At 61.5% G+C, this 12,905-nt stretch carries 11 protein-coding genes; 8 read left to right on the plus strand and 3 right to left on the minus strand.

What is annotated here, in order from left to right:
* Positions 1–124: 124 nt before the first annotated feature.
* Both L4G42_RS20270 and L4G42_RS20275 read right to left on the minus strand, forming a co-directional pair.
* On the minus strand, positions 125–1,774 hold the full coding sequence (locus L4G42_RS20270; protein WP_237259898.1) for an acyl-CoA dehydrogenase family protein: 1,650 nt from the start codon (positions 1,772–1,774) through the stop codon (positions 125–127).
* 423 nt (positions 1,775–2,197) lie between these two features.
* A complete protein-coding gene (locus tag L4G42_RS20275; RefSeq protein WP_419789392.1) occupies positions 2,198–4,153 on the minus strand; it encodes a sensor histidine kinase in 1,956 nt (651 codons plus the stop codon).
* Positions 4,154–4,715: 562 nt separating this feature from the next.
* On the opposite strand from L4G42_RS20275, the gene L4G42_RS20280 reads away from it, so the two are divergent.
* The 4 genes from L4G42_RS20280 (at position 4,716) to L4G42_RS20295 (ending at position 8,437) form a co-directional block, all read left to right on the plus strand.
* Positions 4,716–5,513, plus strand: coding sequence for a hydroxymethylpyrimidine/phosphomethylpyrimidine kinase (locus L4G42_RS20280; protein WP_237255039.1), 798 nt, complete (start codon positions 4,716–4,718; stop codon positions 5,511–5,513).
* 22 nt (positions 5,514–5,535) lie between these two features.
* Entirely contained in the window at positions 5,536–6,162 is a 627-nt protein-coding gene (thiE, locus tag L4G42_RS20285; RefSeq protein ID WP_237259851.1) for a thiamine phosphate synthase, read from the plus strand.
* 57 nt (positions 6,163–6,219) lie between these two features.
* Positions 6,220–7,503: a glutamate-1-semialdehyde 2,1-aminomutase gene (gene hemL, locus L4G42_RS20290; RefSeq protein WP_237259850.1), complete on the plus strand. Its 1,284-nt coding sequence runs from the start codon at positions 6,220–6,222 to the stop codon at positions 7,501–7,503.
* A gap of 367 nt (positions 7,504–7,870) precedes the next feature.
* The gene (locus L4G42_RS20295) at positions 7,871–8,437 is read left to right on the plus strand and encodes a tetratricopeptide repeat protein (RefSeq protein WP_237259849.1); all 567 of its coding nucleotides are present in this window, start codon (positions 7,871–7,873) and stop codon (positions 8,435–8,437) included.
* A gap of 6 nt (positions 8,438–8,443) precedes the next feature.
* Here L4G42_RS20295 and L4G42_RS20300 read toward each other — a convergent pair whose 3' ends face one another.
* Positions 8,444–8,770, minus strand: coding sequence for a DUF1820 family protein (locus L4G42_RS20300; RefSeq protein ID WP_237261154.1), 327 nt, complete (start codon positions 8,768–8,770; stop codon positions 8,444–8,446).
* A gap of 130 nt (positions 8,771–8,900) precedes the next feature.
* Here L4G42_RS20300 and miaB point away from each other — a divergent pair, with 130 nt between their 5' ends.
* The 4 genes from miaB to L4G42_RS20320 all read left to right on the plus strand — a co-directional run bounded on the left by miaB (position 8,901) and on the right by L4G42_RS20320 (position 12,894).
* Positions 8,901–10,229, plus strand: a complete 1,329-nt coding sequence (gene miaB, locus L4G42_RS20305) for a tRNA (N6-isopentenyl adenosine(37)-C2)-methylthiotransferase MiaB (protein ID WP_237259848.1) — start codon at positions 8,901–8,903, stop codon at positions 10,227–10,229.
* Between the two features lie 262 nt (positions 10,230–10,491).
* On the plus strand, positions 10,492–11,508 hold the full coding sequence (locus L4G42_RS20310) for a PhoH family protein (protein ID WP_237259847.1): 1,017 nt from the start codon (positions 10,492–10,494) through the stop codon (positions 11,506–11,508).
* Complete coding sequence (ybeY, locus tag L4G42_RS20315) at positions 11,501–12,046, plus strand: rRNA maturation RNase YbeY (protein WP_237259846.1); 546 nt, start codon at positions 11,501–11,503, stop codon at positions 12,044–12,046. The genes L4G42_RS20310 and ybeY overlap by 8 nt, the downstream gene beginning before the upstream one ends.
* A gap of 5 nt (positions 12,047–12,051) precedes the next feature.
* Positions 12,052–12,894 carry an HlyC/CorC family transporter gene (locus L4G42_RS20320; RefSeq protein WP_237254954.1) on the plus strand — a complete coding sequence of 281 codons (843 nt, stop codon included), beginning with the start codon at positions 12,052–12,054 and terminating at the stop codon, positions 12,892–12,894.
* Positions 12,895–12,905: the final 11 nt, after the last annotated feature.

Genomic DNA, 12,905 nt, shown 5'->3' on the forward strand with positions numbered 1-12,905 from the left:
CACGAGTTGTGTCAGAGAGGCCCGCTCCGGATATCCCGTGTGGGAGCGCGCTTGCCCGCGAAAAATGTGGCATTCACCGAATGTATGCCTGACACAGCCCATTCGCAGGCAGCGCACACACAGATCACCCGATTTGCGTCGATGACCGCGCGACCAGCGCCTGAACATCCACCCCGCGCGGCAAGGCGCCGTAGACGCGCCCCGGCCGTTCCAGGCGTCCGGCAATAAAGCCGTCGCTGACCACTGCATTGCCCGCTTCCAGCAGCAATTTCGCTTGCAGCCCTACGGCGATGTCTTCGGTGAGTTGTCGGGCGCGGTACTGGATGTCGCCGGTGTCCTGAAACGCGTCCTTCAAGCCATGAATATGCGCGGCCAGACGCTTGTCGCCATGACCGTCACCAAGCTCATCAAAAAGCGCATCCAGCACGCCGGGCTCTTTGGACAGCGCGCGCAGCACGTCCAGGCACTGCACGTTCCCGGAACCCTCCCACGTCGAATTGACCGGCGCCTCACGGTAAAGACGCGGCAGAATCGTGTCCTCCACATACCCTGCGCCGCCCATGCATTCCGCCGCTTCGTTGATCATTGCCGGCGCGCGCTTGCAGATCCAGTACTTGCCCACCGCCGTTACGAGTCGTGCGAAACGCGCTTCGTGGCCGTCATCCAGGCGCTCCAGCGAGCGTCCCATGCGCAAGGTCAGTGCGAGGGATGCTTCGCTTTCCAGCGCCAGATCGGCGAGCACGTTTTGCATGAGCGGCTGCTCGCTGAGCAAGCGGCCGCTGACGGTACGATGGGCGCAATGGTGAGCGGCCTGGGTCAGGGCCTGACGCATCAGCGCGCTGGAACCGGTCATGCAGTCGAATCGGGTCATCGCCACCATTTCGATAATGGTCGGCACGCCGCGCCCCTCCTCGCCCACCATCCAGGCCAGGGCGCCTCGGAATTCCACTTCACTGGACGCGTTGGACCAGTTGCCCAGTTTGTCCTTCAGCCGCTGTATGTAGAACTCGTTGCGGGTGTCATCCGGGCGATGGCGCGGCAGCAGGAAACAGGTCAGGCCTTTGTCGGTCTGCGCCAGGGTGAGAAAGGCGTCGCACATGGGCGCCGAACAAAACCATTTGTGCCCGACCAGTTCATACGCCTGACCGGGACCGGGCTGGCCGACCGGATAGGCCCGCGTGGTGTTCGCGCGCACGTCGGTGCCACCCTGTTTCTCGGTCATGGCCATGCCGATGGTGGCGCCGGCCTTGTGGGCGATGCCGACGTTGCGCGGGTCGTAGCGGGTGGCGAGGATCTTCGGCAGCCAGGTCTCGGCCAGATCCGCTTGAAGACGCAGGGCGGGCACGCTGGCGAAGGTCATGGTCAGCGGACAGCCGCTGCCCGCTTCGGCCTGGGTGTGCAAATAGCTCATCGCCGCGCGTGCGACATGGGCGCCTTCCCGGGGATCGGTCCACGGCAGCGAGGGGATGCCGTGCTCGATCGCCGTTTGCATCAACTGGTGATACGCAGGATGAAACTCCACCAGATCGATGCGATGGCCATAGCGATCATGGCTGGCGAACACCGGCTTGTTCTGATTGGCGAGGAAACCCGCTTCCATCAACGGGCCACCGGCCAGCGCGCCATAGGCGTCGATTCTGTCCTGCGCCCAGCCCGCGCCGAAGCGCTGCGACCACTCTTGCAGCGGCAGATCGATGCGGTACAGGTTGGTGCCGTCCAGTGAAGGCGGCTGATTGGTGACCTCGTGGGTCTCGGCGAATTGATGCAGATTGATGCGCTGGTCCATGAGGCGACTCCGGTCCGGGCACCACGCGGCGGTGGTGCGGCTGACCTAGTGAATCACGCACCCCGCCCCAGCGACAGCGCCATAGAAGACGAAATCACGGCGGTTTTGCCTTGTATTAGCCCTGTAGGGACTGAGCTACGCCTGAACGAACGCGGATCAACTGTAGGAGCGACCGGGGTGGCGCTCCACCTTGCCCCGCGAACGCGGGGGGTCGATTGGCATATCCGTCACAGACACACCACAATCGCGAGCAAGCTCACTCCTACACCGATCTATGTCAGGCGCGGGATGTCCGGCGTATGAAAATATCTGTAGGAGCGACCGGGGTGGCGCTCCACCTTGCCCGCGAACGCGGTGGGTCGATTGGTATATCCGTCACAGGCACACCGCAATTCGCGGGCAAGCGCGCTCCTACACCGATTGCGTTGCTATCTGCACGTCAAGGCTCAAGCGGAACTGGCTGCCATTGCCCGGCTCGGATTGATGGCTCAGGCGCCCGCCCTGCAATTCAATCAACTGTCGGCAAATCGCCAGGCCGATGCCCAGCCCGCCGTATTCCCGCGTCGTTGATCCGTCCACCTGGAAGAAGTTGGCGTACAGCGTTTCTTCATCAAGACGGCTGAAGCCGATGCCGGTGTCGATGACGTCGATCACCAGCCGCACGTACCCGGCGTCTGCTCTCTGGCCGTTGACGCGGATCTTGATCGAACCGGTTTTGGTGAACTTGATCGCGTTGTCTAGCAGGCATTCAAGGCACTGACGCAACTTGACGCCGTCACCGTCGAGGCTGTCCGGCAGCGTCTCGTCCAGCTCCACACTCAGCGCCAACGCCTTGCTACGGGCCAGCGGCTCGAAGCCACTGCGAAGCTGAAACAGCACATGACGCAGGCTGAACGGCTCGTTGCGCACGGTGATTCGTCCGGCTTGCAGTTCGGTCAGCGTGAGGATGCCGTTGACGATGCCCATCATGTTTTGCGCCGAGTCGGCGGCAGTCTGGCGATACAGCTCGATCTCGCTCTCGGCCACGTCCATCTGCATCAACTCCAGCGAACCGATCACGCCGTTCATGGGCGTGCGCAGTTCATGGGTCAGCGTGGCCAGAAACTCATCCTTCAATCGGTTACTCACCGCCAATTGCTGATTGAGCGTTTCAAGCCCCTGCTGCGATTCCGTCATGATCTGCGCCTCGCGCTCGCGCATGGCATTGATGCGGTCGGCCAGCGCCAGTGACAGTAACGCCACCTCGATCACTGAACCGATCTGGCTGGCGTACATGGTCCAGAAGTTGTTGGGCAGATGCCCGAGGAGCATGGTCGCGTTGACCACCCCGCCGATCAGGAACGCCGACCAGCCGATGATGAAATACCGCGCGACCCGCCGCCCCTTGAACCACGCCGCCAGCCCGATCAGCAGCACGACCGGCGTGAACAGCAACACCAGCCCGGTGACCAGGCGCAGCGCAACGCCGTAATCCATGCTCAACGCGAGCGCCATGATCACCGCGGCGCAGACCATCATCACTAACAGCGGTACGTCCAGCCAGCGACCCAGGCGTGGTGTCTGCAGGAATCTGCGGGTGAACTGGCTGGCAAACAGAATCGCCGCAGCGATGAGGAAGGTGGTTGAGGTGTTGGCCCACCACGGGTTGTCCGGCCAGAAATACTCGATCGCCGCGCCGTTGACCGACACCTGATACAGGCCGAAAAAGGTGATGTAGAGGATGTAATGCAGGTACGCGGTGTCGCGCACGCTGAGGTAGATGAACAGGTTGTAGACCAGCATCACTGCCAGCACGCCGTAAATCATGCCGAGTATGTACAGGCGCGACGGCTGCTCTTCTATATAGGCGTGACTGGCCCACAGATTGAGCGGCGCCTGCACCGAGCCGTGACTGGCGACGCGCAGGTAAACGGTCTTGGTCTCGTGGGCGTTCAGGTTGAGATCGAATACGTAGTTGTTCTGCTTAATCTGCCGGCTGGAAAACGGCAGCATGTCGCCGGTCTGCCAAGCCAGACGGGGGCGCGCATCGCCGTCGCCGAGGTAGAGATCGACATGGTCCATCGGCGGGTAGGCCAGTTCCAGCAACCAGTCGGCAGATGCCAGTGGGTTGGCCGGACGATAGGTCAGACGCACCTTCAACCAGAATGCCGAGCGCGAGTACCCGGCGTTGAGCGACGGACCGGCAAGCTGTTGGAAGCGTGCGGCGCCCTCGGGTGAAGCGACTTGCTGGATGCTCGCATCGCCGGTGGGGTCTTCGAACACCTGGGTGTCGCGGCCCAATGCCAGGCGGCGGGTGTTCTCATCGAAATCGACGGCGCTGGCGAACATCGGCAACAGGGAGAACAGAGCGATCAGCACAAGACGCATGGGACACCGCCTTGGCACTGATGGCGGGCACGGGCCGCCGTGGGAACGTGGGACGGCTTCGCAATTCTGCGAGCGACCGCTTTATCGGTCGAAGGGGTCAGCGGGCAACGCACTTGCATTTACTCTTTTGGCGGAACAGAAGAAGCGCCACAGGATAGCGACTGATAGCTCGATGACACCATCTAAATCTGTGCATTGGTTGAGACGGGTTCGTTCACATGCAGGACTGGCTTTGGCCAGAAAATTGCCAAGCAGTACAGGCTGATCGCAATGCACCTAGTGGGACCGGCTTTAGCCGGGAAGGCGTCAGATGTCTCGCTGCAAAATCAATGGTGAACGCTCCAGCCCCTTCCCGGCTGAAGCCGGTCCTACCAAACTCACCGCGCGCCCCTGTAGGACTGGCTTTAGCCGGGAAAGCGTCGGATGTCTCACCGCAAATTGATGGTGTACGCACCGGCCTCTTCCCGGCTGAAGCCGGTCCTACTAAAAACACCGCGTTCACCTGTGGGACTGGCTTTAGCCGGTCCCACTGGCAAAAACTTTAGTGGTAAGCTCGCGCACCATGAATATCTATAGCTCCCGCCCTGTTGTCCTCTGTCTCTCCGGCCACGACCCCAGTGGCGGCGCCGGCTTGCAGGCAGATATCGAAGCCCTGCTTGCTCAGGGTTGCCACGCCGCTCCCGCAGTCACCGCCCTGACCGTTCAGGACACCGTGAATGTCACTGACTTTCGCGTGCTGGATCGCGAGTGGGTGCTGGCGCAAGCCAATGCCGTGCTCAACGATTCCACCGTCGCTGCAGTGAAGCTGGGCATGTTGGGTTCGCTGGAGATGGTCGACACCGTCGTCGAACTGCTGGCGGCGCATCCGCACCTGCCAATGGTTTGCGATCCGGTGTTGCGCGCCGGTGGCGGGGGTCGGCTGGGCAAGGACGAAGTGGGTTATGCGATGCGCGAGCGTCTGCTCCCACTGGCCACCATCGCCACGCCGAACCTGCCGGAAGCGCGCATTCTCGCCGAACTGCCCGAAGGCACCGCCGATGAATGTGCCGAGAAGCTGCTGCCGTTCTGTGAGCACCTGCTGATCACCGGCGGTCATGGCGATGAGCACGAAGTTCACAACCGCCTGTATATCCGCGGCGGGCAGTCACGCACCTTTACCTGTCAGCGCCTGCCGGGCAGCTATCACGGCTCCGGCTGCACACTGGCCAGCGCACTGGCGGGAAGACTGGCGCTGGGTCAGGACCTGATCGGCGCGGTGCAAATGGCGCTGGACTACACTTGGCGCACGCTGCGCGATGCCGAACAGCTGGGCCGGGGACAATTTGTTCCGCGCCGCCTGCCGCTGGATTTCTGCTCGTAACGCCACGAAAAGAGGCACCTTGATGAGATTACGTGGCTTGTATGCCGTGACCGACAGCCAGCTGTTGGCTGGCAAATTCCTGTCTTACGTCGAGGCCGCCCTTGATGGCGGCGTGACCCTGCTGCAATACCGCGACAAATCCGGTGACGAGACCCGCCGCCTGCGCGAGGCCTCGGCGCTGCTCAAGCTGTGCGAGCGCTACAAGACCCGCCTGATCATCAACGACGACGCCGAAGTGGCTGCGCGGCTGGGCGTTGGCGTGCATCTGGGGCAAACCGACGGCTCGCTGCCGGACGCCCGCGCTCTGCTAGGTCACAAAGCCATTGTCGGCGCGACCTGCCACGCGCAGCTGGAGCTGGCCGACAAGGCCAAGGCCGACGGCGCCACCTACGTCGCCTTCGGACGCTTTTTCAATTCCCAGACCAAACCCGGCGCGCCGACGTGCAGCCTCGACCTCCTCAGCCAGGCGCGCAAGCGCATCAATCTGCCCATCGCGGTGATTGGCGGCATTACCCTGGAAAACGCAGCGCCGCTGGTGGCCCACGGCGCTGATCTCCTGGCCGTCGTGCACGGCCTGTTCGGCGCTGAAACCACTCAGGAAGTCACCCGCCGCGCCCAGGCTTTCAACGATTTGTTCAAGCCCGCCTGATTCTGCGTCAGGCCGGTTGCGCACTCATTCATTCCCGATTCAAACAGAGACCTCATCATGTCCCGTTCTGAAACCCTTTTCGCCGACGCCCAGAAACACATCCCCGGCGGCGTCAACTCGCCGGTCCGCGCCTTCAAAAGCGTCGGTGGCACGCCCTTGTTCTTCAAACACGCGGTCGGGGCCTACGTCACCGATGAAGACGACAAGCGTTACGTCGATTACGTCGGCTCGTGGGGCCCGATGATTCTGGGCCACAGCCATCCAGACGTGCTGGATGCCGTGCGCAAGCAGCTGGAGCACGGTCTGTCGTATGGCGCGCCGACCGCAATGGAAACCGAGATGGCCGATCTGGTCTGCTCCATCGTGCCGTCGATGGAGATGGTGCGCATGGTCAGTTCCGGCACCGAAGCGACCATGAGCGCGATCCGTCTGGCCCGCGGTTTTACCGGCCGGGACAGCATTATCAAATTCGAAGGCTGCTACCACGGCCACTCCGACAGCCTACTGGTGAAAGCCGGTTCGGGGGCGCTGACCTTGGGCGTGCCGAGTTCGCCCGGCGTACCGGCGGCATTCGCCAAGCACACGCTGACCCTGCCGTTCAACGATATCGACGCGGTCAAAACGATGCTCGCTGACGTCGGCCAGGAAGTGGCCTGCATCATCGTCGAGCCGGTGGCCGGCAACATGAACTGCGTGCCGCCTGCACCGGGTTTCCTGCAAGGCCTGCGCGAGGCCTGCGACGAGCACGGCGTGCTGCTGATTTTCGACGAAGTGATGACCGGTTTCCGCGTCGCCCTCGGTGGCGCGCAGGCGTACTACGGCGTGAAGCCGGACCTGAGCACCTTCGGCAAGATCATCGGCGGTGGCATGCCGGTCGGCTGTTTCGGTGGCAAGCGCGAAATCATGTCGCACATCGCGCCGCTGGGCCCGGTGTATCAGGCCGGCACGCTGTCGGGTAACCCGCTGGCAATGGCGGCGGGTCTGACCACCCTGCGCCTGATCAGCCGCCCGGGTTTCCACGACGAACTGAGCGCTTTCACCACGCGCCTGCTGGAAGGCCTGCAACAGCGCGCCGACGCCGCCGGCATCCCGTTCGTGACCACCCAGGCGGGCGGCATGTTCGGCCTGTACTTCAGCGACGCCAAAGAAATCGTCACCTTCCAGGACGTAATGACCAGCGACGCCAATCGCTTCAAGCAGTTCTTCCATCTGATGCTGGAAGGCGGCGTGTACCTGGCGCCAAGCGCGTTCGAAGCCGGCTTCACCTCAATCGCCCACGGTGACGCGGAGTTGCAGCAGACGCTGGATGCGGCAGAAAAGGCGTTCGCCCAACTGAAATAACAGGAAGACCGGGCGGAACGGATTCCGCCCGGGCATCACCTCGCCAATTCCACCGGGTTCGCCAGCAAGCCGGCTCCTACAAAAGCGAGAGCTGCGCCCGCCACTCAATCCGTAGGAGCCGGCTTGCTGGCGAACGCGAGGCGTCAGGCGATGTTTGCGGCACTGACCCGCCGCAATCACGGGCAAGCGCGCTCCTACAGGTTTGTTCGCCATCGGCCAACCTCCCTGAATTCAGGCCAATCACGCCCGCGCAGCAGAAAATCAGTAAAGACTTTGTAAGGTTGCCCTCGCTTATTTCATAATGCGCAGCCAGCACGTTTCGCTGGACGGGCATGCCCGCACCTTTTTCAGAGGTAAGTCGACTTCCATGAATCGCACCGGCCGCACCCTTGCATTGGGCTGCCTGTTGCTTCTTCATCCCCTGCTGGCTAATGCAGGTGGCAACTCGTTGTTAATCCCGGCGGTGGGTCGTTGCACCCTCGATACCCAGCCAGACAACCTGCCAGCAGCGTTGTCCGCTTGTCAGCAGGCGGCTCAGGATGGGGATGCGCAGGCGCAATACGAGTTGGGGGAGTTCTATTACGGGGGCAAAAGTACGCCACGTGACTTGCCTCAGGCACTCAACTATTTCGAAAAAGCTTCGTTGCAGGGGCATGCCCAGGCGCAGTACCAACTGGGCTTGATGTTCTTTCGTGGCGAAGGGGTGCAGGCCAACAACATTCAGGCGTATATCGTGCTGAAGATGGCCGCGGTCAACGGTTCGGAAGATGCGCTGGATCAGGCTGACGAAGTGTCCGCACAGATGAAGCGCGAGGATCTCGAAGTGGCCACGCAAGTGCTCGGGCAGATCTTCCGCAAATACCTGCTGGAGCTGCAAACCGCGGAAGGACGCACACCGTTTGCACCCTTCCCCGCCGACAGCGACAAGCCTTGATCTGGATTACTTGTCCGGCATCGGCATCGGAAACGGCATGACGTTGCCGGTGTGACGCGCCTCGGTGATCTTCGCTGTGCCCATCCGCTCCACTTCATCGATCCGCACGATCGAGTGCATCGGCACAAAGCTGCGCACTACGCCATCGAACTGCGCCTTGAGCTTCTCTTCGCTGGGGTCGACCACGACGGTGGTGCGCTCGCCGAAGACGAATTCTTCCACTTCCAGAAAACTCCACAGATCACTCTGATAGATCTGTTTGGCGTACATCTCGAACACCTGTCCCTGGTTGAGAAAAATCACCTTGTAGATTGGAGCTTCGCGTTTGGTCATAACAGGCAGGCAGTGATCAGCGTTTTGAAAAGGGCGCGAACTATAGCATGCCGCTGGTTAGACGACGCTAGGAAGCCGGGGCCCGCATCCCTATAATGCGCGGTTCTTTGAATCACCTGATGAACCCCGCATGACCAAGAAGCTTTACATCGAAACCCACGGTTGCCAGATGAACGAGTACGACAGCTCGCGCATGGTCGATCTGCTGGGCGAACATCAAGCACTGGAAGTCACCGCACGGGCGGAAGACGCTGACGTCATCCTGCTCAACACCTGTTCGATCCGCGAGCGGGCGCAGGACCGGGTGTACTCCCAGCTTGGCCGCTGGCGCGAATTGAAGCTGGCAAACCCTGAAATGGTCATCGCCGTCGGTGGCTGCGTGGCGAGTCAGGAAGGCGCGGCGATCCGTGATCGCGCGCCGTACGTCGACGTGGTGTTCGGCCCGCAGACCCTGCACCGCTTGCCGGAAATGGTCGACGCGGCGCGCATCACTCGCCTGCCGCAGGTCGATGTCTCGTTCCCCGAAATCGAAAAATTCGACCACCTGCCCGAGCCGCGTGTCGATGGCCCGAGCGCTTACGTGTCAGTGATGGAAGGCTGCAGCAAGTACTGCACGTTCTGCGTGGTGCCTTACACCCGTGGTGAAGAAGTCAGCAGGCCGTTCGACGACGTCATCAACGAGGTGCTTCATCTGGCCGAGAACGGCGTGCGTGAAGTGACCTTGCTGGGCCAGAACGTCAACGGCTATCGCGGCACGACCCACGACGGGCGTCTCGCTGATCTGGCCGAACTGATCCGCGTCGTCGCGGCCATCGACGGCATCGACCGCATTCGCTACACCACTTCGCACCCGCTGGAGTTCTCCGACAGCCTCATTCAGGCCCACGCCGAAGTGCCGGAACTGGTGAAGCATCTGCACTTGCCCGTGCAATCAGGTTCCGACCGGATTCTCGCGGCCATGAAACGCAATCACACGGTGCTCGAATACAAGTCGCGCCTGCGCAAGCTGCGTGCGGCGGTGCCGGACATCTGCATCAGCTCCGACTTCATCGTAGGCTTCCCGGGCGAAACCGAGAAGGATCACCTGCAAACCATGAAGCTGGTGGAAGACGTCGGCATGGACTTCTCTTACTCCTTCGTTTACAGCGCACGCCCCGGCACACCGGCCGCCGATCTGCCCGACGACACGTCGGACGAAGTGAAGAAAGAACGCCTGAAACAGCTGCAGGACCTGATCAACCGCCAGGGCCTGGATATCAGCCGCAAGATGGCCGGCACCGTGCAGCGAATTCTGGTGACCGATTATTCGAAGAAGGACCCCGGCGAATTACAGGGCCGTACCGAGAACAATCGAATCGTCAATTTCCGCTGCGACAACCCCCGACTGATCGGCCAGTTCACCGACGTCTACATCGACAGCGCCCAACCCCATTCGCTGCGCGGGTCGTTGTTGCAATAGTCCAAAGTGCCCCAATGTAATCGCCACGCATGATGTTTGTGTGCAGGCCCGGGCGGTGAACCAGGTGCCGGACAGCCGCCATACGTCGGCTGCACCGGCGCGCGATTCAGCTCGCGGGCCCGGCGGGCTGTCTGTTGAAGGGCGCCCTGCCGGGCGTCTGCGCAGCTCATTTATCCATTCGTGAGTGAGCCCTTCCGGACACTGCCTGCAGGGGTTATCCTTCACGTCACTTCACATTGCCGTCGGGCGGCCCAAAACCACTTTGAACGCACCTATCGAACCACATCGCTTCAGCCTCGAACCTATCGAGGCTCACCGCTTCGCCAATCTGTGCGGGCAATTCGACGAGCATCTGCGCTTGATCGAACAGCGCCTGGACATCGAGATCCGCAATCGCGGAGGCCAGTTCGAGATGATCGGCGAGCGCAAACAAACCACCTCGGCAGAGAACCTGTTGCGCCGGCTGTATCGGGAAACGAAAGCGACCGAGCTGTCCCCGGACATGGTTCATCTGTTCCTGCAGGAATCCGGCGTCGAAGAGCTGGATAACCACCCTGCTGCCGAAGTCGGCGTTGCTCTGCGTACCAAGAAAGGCATGATTCGCCCGCGCGGCTTGAATCAGCAGCGGTACGTAAAGGAAATCCTCGCTAACGACATCAACTTCGGCATCGGCCCGGCCGGCACCGGCAAGACCTACCTGGCGGTGGCTGCTGCGGTCGATGCGCTTGAACGCGAGACCATCCGCCGCATCCTGCTGGTGCGTCCTGCCGTAGAAGCGGGCGAAAAGCTCGGCTTCCTGCCCGGCGACCTGTCCCAGAAAATCGACCCGTATCTGCGCCCGCTGTATGACGCGCTGTACGAAATGCTCGGCTTCGAATACGTCGCCAAGCTGATCGAGAAGCAGGTGATCGAAGTCGCGCCGCTGGCGTACATGCGCGGTCGTACCCTTAATAACAGCTTCATCATTCTCGACGAGAGTCAGAACACCACCGTCGAGCAGATGAAAATGTTCCTGACCCGTATCGGCTTTGGCTCCACGGCCGTGATCACGGGTGACGTCACCCAGATCGACCTGCCCAAGGGCACGAAATCCGGATTGAACCACGTCATCGAAGTGCTCAAGGACGTGCCGGGCATCAGCTTCACCCACTTCAAGCCCAAGGACGTCGTGCGCCATCCACTGGTGCAGCGCATCGTCGAAGCCTACGAGCGCTACGAAGAACGCAACGACAACCCGGCTGTTCCCCAGGGCTCACGGGATACTCGCCGCGATGCTTGAGCTGGATCTGCAACTTGCGAGTCAGGCCAGCGCCCCGAGCGAAGCCCAGTTCCGCCTCTGGTGTGAAATGGGCCTGCGCCAGCGTTCGGCTGATTCGGAACTGACGATTCGCCTCGTCGACGAAGCCGAAGGTCGAGAGCTGAACAACACGTGGCGGCACAAGGATTACGCCACCAACGTGCTGTCGTTTCCTGCCGACGTCCCGGACGAGCTGCTGGACATTCCGCTGCTGGGGGATCTGGTCATCTGCGTGTCTGTCGTCACCCGTGAAGCCGCTGAACAGGGCAAGTCACTGGATGCCCATTGGGCCCATCTGGTGATTCACGGCTGTCTGCATCTGTTGGGCTACGATCACATCGATGATGACGAAGCCGAAGAGATGGAAGCGCTGGAACGGGAGTTGCTTGCAGAGCTTGGCTATCCGGACCCCTACGCCGACGACGAATCCGCCGACGCCCTCCATACAGAAGCGTCCCATTCAGACGCATCGAATTCCGACACACCCCATTTAGAAACATCAGCCAAGGACCACGAGTAAGGGCTATGAGCGAAGACCGATCGAGCAACGGGCAAAAGTCATGGTTGGGCAAACTGACCCAGGCATTTGCCCATGAGCCGAAAAACCGCCAGGAGCTATTGGAGCTGCTGCGCGAAGCCCATCAGAACAAGCTGCTGGACAGCGAAGCGCTGGCCATCGTCGAAGGCGCCATTCAGGTCGCGGACCTGCAGGTCCGCGACATCATGGTGCCGCGTTCGCAGATGGTCAGCATCAAGGCCAGCCAGACCCCACGCGAATTCCTGCCGGCTGTGATCGACTCGGCGCACTCGCGCTACCCGGTCATCGGCGAAAGCCACGATGACGTGCTGGGCGTATTGCTCGCCAAGGACCTGCTGCCGCTGATTCTCAAGGAAGACGGTGGCAGCGGCGACGTGAAAAGCCTGCTGCGCCCGGCGACCTTCGTCCCTGAATCCAAGCGCCTGAACGTGCTGTTGCGGGAATTCCGCGCCAACCACAATCACATGGCCATCGTCATCGACGAATACGGCGGCGTAGCGGGGCTGGTGACCATCGAAGACGTGCTCGAGCAAATCGTCGGCGACATCGAAGACGAGCATGACGTCGAGGAAGACAGCTACATCAAGCCGCTGCCCAGTGGCGACTTCCTGGTCAAGGCGCTGACCCCGATCGAGAGCTTCAACGAGTTTTTCGACAGTGGGTTCTCCGATGACGAATTCGACACCGTCGGCGGTCTGGTGATGAATGCGTTCGGGCATCTGCCCAAGCGTAATGAAATCACCGAAATCGGCGCGTACCGTTTCCGCATCCTGAATGCCGACAGCCGTCGTATTCACTTGCTGCGCCTGAGCCCGATCAACCGCACGTAATGCCCTACCCG

This window comes from Pseudomonas petrae, from assembly GCF_021728295.1.
GTDB lineage: Bacteria > Pseudomonadota > Gammaproteobacteria > Pseudomonadales > Pseudomonadaceae > Aquipseudomonas > Aquipseudomonas petrae.

Coding starts and splice junctions, on each gene's coding strand:
- thiE (WP_237259851.1), top strand. CDS start 5,536: ATGAGATTACGTGGCTTGTATGCCGTGACCGACAGCCAGCTGTTGGCT.
- L4G42_RS20295 (WP_237259849.1), top strand. CDS start 7,871: ATGAATCGCACCGGCCGCACCCTTGCATTGGGCTGCCTGTTGCTTCTT.
- L4G42_RS20300 (WP_237261154.1), bottom strand. CDS start 8,770: ATGACCAAACGCGAAGCTCCAATCTACAAGGTGATTTTTCTCAACCAG.
- miaB (WP_237259848.1), top strand. CDS start 8,901: ATGACCAAGAAGCTTTACATCGAAACCCACGGTTGCCAGATGAACGAG.
- L4G42_RS20275 (WP_419789392.1), bottom strand. CDS start 4,153: ATGCGTCTTGTGCTGATCGCTCTGTTCTCCCTGTTGCCGATGTTCGCC.
- hemL (WP_237259850.1), top strand. CDS start 6,220: ATGTCCCGTTCTGAAACCCTTTTCGCCGACGCCCAGAAACACATCCCC.
- ybeY (WP_237259846.1), top strand. CDS start 11,501: ATGCTTGAGCTGGATCTGCAACTTGCGAGTCAGGCCAGCGCCCCGAGC.
- L4G42_RS20320 (WP_237254954.1), top strand. CDS start 12,052: ATGAGCGAAGACCGATCGAGCAACGGGCAAAAGTCATGGTTGGGCAAA.
- L4G42_RS20280 (WP_237255039.1), top strand. CDS start 4,716: ATGAATATCTATAGCTCCCGCCCTGTTGTCCTCTGTCTCTCCGGCCAC.